At 72.5% G+C, this 2,214-nt stretch carries 3 protein-coding genes; 2 read left to right on the top strand and 1 reads right to left on the bottom strand.

The annotated features are described in order from the left end of the window. On the bottom strand, positions 1-615 hold a 615-nt coding region (locus P409_RS32360), incomplete at its 3' end, for an MFS transporter (RefSeq protein ID WP_202964877.1). A gap of 143 nt (positions 616-758) precedes the next feature. Between P409_RS32360 and P409_RS32355 the strand changes: the two genes are divergently transcribed. Together P409_RS32355 and P409_RS32350 are read left to right on the top strand one after the other, a co-directional pair. Then, the gene (locus tag P409_RS32355; protein WP_034848290.1) at positions 759-1,457 is read left to right on the top strand and encodes a TetR/AcrR family transcriptional regulator; all 699 of its coding nucleotides are present in this window, start codon (positions 759-761) and stop codon (positions 1,455-1,457) included. 61 nt (positions 1,458-1,518) lie between these two features. Next, positions 1,519-1,803: a DUF2218 domain-containing protein gene (locus P409_RS32350; protein WP_034848287.1), complete on the top strand. Its 285-nt coding sequence runs from the start codon at positions 1,519-1,521 to the stop codon at positions 1,801-1,803. Positions 1,804-2,214: the final 411 nt, after the last annotated feature.

Genomic DNA, 2,214 nt, shown 5'->3' with positions numbered 1-2,214 from the left:
GCCCGTGGCCGTCCGGCCGCCCAGCGACGCCAGCACGAAGGGCCAGGGCAGCAGGGCGAAGCCGGCCAGCATCAGGTAGCCGGCACGCCAGCCATGATCGCCGATCACCACCGCCAGCAGCGGCGGCAGGGCAATGGCCATCACGCCCATCCCGGCCAGGGTCAGCCCGAGCGCCAGGCCGCGGGCGGCGTCGAACCGGCCGTTCACCGCGCGGGTGTAAAGGATCGGCGTGGTGCCGCCGCCGAGCAGCGCCGCCAGCCCGAAGCACAGGTAGAAGCCCGACAACGTGCCCTCGAACCGGCTGAGGAGGTAGAGCGTCAGGGCGAAGCCGGGGATGGCGGCCAGGGCGACGGCGCGCGGCCCGAACCGGTCGATCAGCCAGCCCAGCCCCGGCGCGATGACGGCCAGCACCAGCGTCAGGCACAGGAAGGCGGTGGTGATGTCGCCGCGCGCCCAGCCGAACTCCTGCTGCAGCGGCGCGATGAAGCTGCCGAGGCTGTAGAAGGGCAGCGACGACGCGCCCATGGCGCAGCCCAGCGTGGCGGCGACCAGCACCGGCCAGCCGGCCGCCAGCTCGCGCCGCCGGCCCGAACCCATATCCTGTGGCAAGACCACGCCCTCCCTCATCGATTTGTCGTTGGCCCCGCGCCGGGACGAACGCCGCCATTCGCGGCGCGGACGGTCGCGGCAGATGACTTCACGGAGCAGATCTTGTACGATCGTACAAAGATTCGATCAGACGTTCAAGGCGATCCGGAATGGCTCCTGCTCTCCCCTCCGCGAAGGCCGCCGGCAAGACCCGGCGCCGCTCGGCCATCGCGCCCGGCGAGACCGCGCCGCCGAACCGGCGGCTGGACATCCTGAAGAGCGCCGAGGAGCTGTTCGCGGAGCGCGGCTACCACGCCGTCTCGGTGCGCGACATCGCCGCCCGGGCCGGCGTGCCGCTGGCCCTGGTCGGCTATTATTTCGGCCACAAGGAGGAGCTGCTCGGCACCATCTTCGAGCATCGCCGCGCCTATATCGACGAGCGGCTGCAGCGCATCGCCGCGGTCGACTGCTCGCCGGCCAACCCCGACGCAGTCGAGGAGCTGGTCCGCGCCTGGGTCGAACCGGCGGTGCTGCTGCGCGCCACCGAGGGCGGGGCCGCCTTCTCGCTGCTGGTCGCCCGTACCACCTGGGACCAGGGGCCGGAGGCGCAGGGCGTGATCGAGCCCTATTATGATCCGCTGGCCCGCGCCTTCATCGCGGCGATGGAGCGCGCCCTGCCGCGCTGCGACCGCGCCACCATCGTCTGGGGCTATGAATACGCGCTCGGTGCCCTGCTCAAGCACATCGCCGACCGGCGGGTGGAGCGGCTGTCCGACGGCCGGGAGACCTCCGCCGACCCGGGCCGGATGGCCGATCTGGTCCGCTTCCTGACCGCCGGCTTCCGGGCGCTGGCGGCGGCGACGCCCTGAGACCAGTTGCGAACCACTCGCAACCTTCCCATCTCAGGATCTTCCGATCGAAGAGGACATCATGCCGAGCTCCGAAGCCCGCATTCCCACCGAGCACGCCAGCAAGTACCTGCAACAGCTGTGCAAGCATTTCGGCCACCGCATCCCGGCGACCTTCGACGCCGAGAAGGGCCACCTGACCTTCGAGATGGGCACCACCACCCTCGCCGCCGAGCCGGCCCTGCTGGTGCTGCGCAACGAGGCGCCGGAGGCCGCCGGCCTGGCGAGGCTGGAGGAGGTCGTCGCCTCCCACCTCGTCCGCTTCGCCTTCCGCGAGGAGCTGACGATCGACTGGCGGCCGGCCTGACCGTCACTTCGCCCGGCAATCCTCCGCATCGGTGCCGGGGGAGCACAGGCCGGAGCCCTTGCCGGGCTCGTCGCATTCGCCGTCCCCGGTGAAGGGACAGGCCGCCGGGCCGGGGGTGGCCGGAGCCGCCATCCGCGGCCGAGCAGTCGCTGGCATCGGTGCCGGCGGAGCACAGGCCCGTGCCGCGGCCCGGCTCGTCGCATTCGCCGTCATGGGCGAACTGGCAGCTATCGTCGCCCCAGCCCGGCTTGGCCGGCGCGGCGGGCGCCGCCGGAGTCTGGCCGGCGCCCTGCTTTGCCTGGCAGTCGGTGGTGTCGGTCCCCGCCGCGGCAGGCGCCGGAGCCGACTGCCCGGCTCGTCGCATTCGCCGTCGCGGGCGAAGGGACAGCTGTCCGCGCCCTGCGCAGCCGG

Source organism: Inquilinus limosus MP06 (assembly GCF_000767795.1).
In the GTDB taxonomy this organism is placed as follows: domain Bacteria; phylum Pseudomonadota; class Alphaproteobacteria; order DSM-16000; family Inquilinaceae; genus Inquilinus; species Inquilinus limosus_E.
This window is presented reverse-complemented; position numbering and strand designations above follow the sequence as displayed.

Bases quoted from the DNA above. Each gene is read 5' to 3' on its own strand.
- P409_RS32355 (WP_034848290.1), top strand. From the start codon at position 759: ATGGCTCCTGCTCTCCCCTCCGCGAAGGCCGCCGGCAAGACCCGGCGC.
- P409_RS32350 (WP_034848287.1), top strand. From the start codon at position 1,519: ATGCCGAGCTCCGAAGCCCGCATTCCCACCGAGCACGCCAGCAAGTAC.